We start from the raw sequence: 1,116 nt of genomic DNA, 5'->3' as shown, positions 1-1,116 counted from the left end.
TTCCAAATCCTTTCTCTGGAGGAACTTCTAATGAGAGCTTGTCACCTGCTTTAGTATTTGCAAGTGCATCGTCGAGGCCCTTGAGGACCCATGATTCTCCAACAGAAATTAGTCTTGGTTGATACTTTACGTTACTATCATGAATTGAACTTGATTTAGCGTCAGCTTCGCGTGTTGTCTCAAAAACTTCGTTTGAATCCTTAACCTTGGCAGTATAGTCCACCAGAATTAAAGTTCCTTTTGTGAATGCCAACGTGATCGGTCCTTTGAATTCCTAATATTAAGTTAAAGAATTATTGGGCAGGTTGGGCAGACTCAAACTGAAACAGTTACCAGTTTAGAGGCAAAATTTTTCTTTTTGTTTTCAATATATGACTTGCAAATTTTGATAGATTTGATAGTGTCCTTTATTGCACCAGATTTGGTAATTCCCTGTCCTCTAGCTTGAGGAATTTCAAGGCAATATCCGACATAAAACTTGCCGTCTTTTTTGATGATAATGTGATAGTCTTGTTTTTGTGCTATACGTAAAATTCAGCGGAGGGGAACTGCGGAAGCAAAAAGTTTTTGCAATTTTTTGTTTCCTCGTATGTCAATCCATGTCAAGGAGTGATNCCTAGCTTGCGTAATAATTGGCTTTTAGAATCAAACTCGATGGTTTTTTTGAACAACTTTTCAACTTTCTCTATGCTCAATGACATGATATGTCCTACGCCGTATTTTAGTGTGATTTTTTCTTAAAATAATCAACTAGATGAATTATCTTTTGATTCAGAAAGATTCTGCATGAAATTATAGAGCCTTTAGTTTTTCTTCAGCAACTTTGAGTGCTTCTGGATTTGTCTTGTGTCCCATCATGCCAAGTGTAGATTCTATTGCAGAGAGTGTTCTCATTACGTGATACTTGTTTACTTCACCCATGCATCCGACTCTAAACACTTTGCCTTTTAGTTCTCCAAATCCTCCGGCAACTAGCACTCTGAATTTCTCAGAGAGTGTTCCTCGGAATGTCTTGTCATCTAGTCCTTGAAGATAATTTAGTGCAATTACAACTGTAGAGCGTGCATCTTCTTTTGCAAATGGTGATAATCCCATTGTACTCAAACCACTGTACAA

Annotated in this window: 1 protein-coding gene and 1 pseudogene; both read right to left on the bottom strand. The window is 37.5% G+C overall.

Translation table 11 applies throughout. The features are described from left to right. A partial coding sequence (locus tag DYY66_RS00885; RefSeq protein WP_178085566.1) for an FKBP-type peptidyl-prolyl cis-trans isomerase occupies window positions 1-253 on the bottom strand: 253 nt, incomplete at its 3' end. A gap of 539 nt (window positions 254-792) precedes the next feature. Beyond that, a pseudogene (locus DYY66_RS13600) lies at window positions 793-1,116 on the bottom strand (alanine--glyoxylate aminotransferase family protein); the annotation flags it as partial.

It is taken from the genome of Candidatus Nitrosotalea sp. FS, from assembly GCF_011319475.1.
Taxonomy (GTDB): Archaea; Thermoproteota; Nitrososphaeria; order Nitrososphaerales; family Nitrosopumilaceae; genus Nitrosotalea.
The sequence above is the reverse complement of the archived record's forward strand: the minus strand, read 5'-3'. Positions and strand labels throughout refer to the sequence as shown.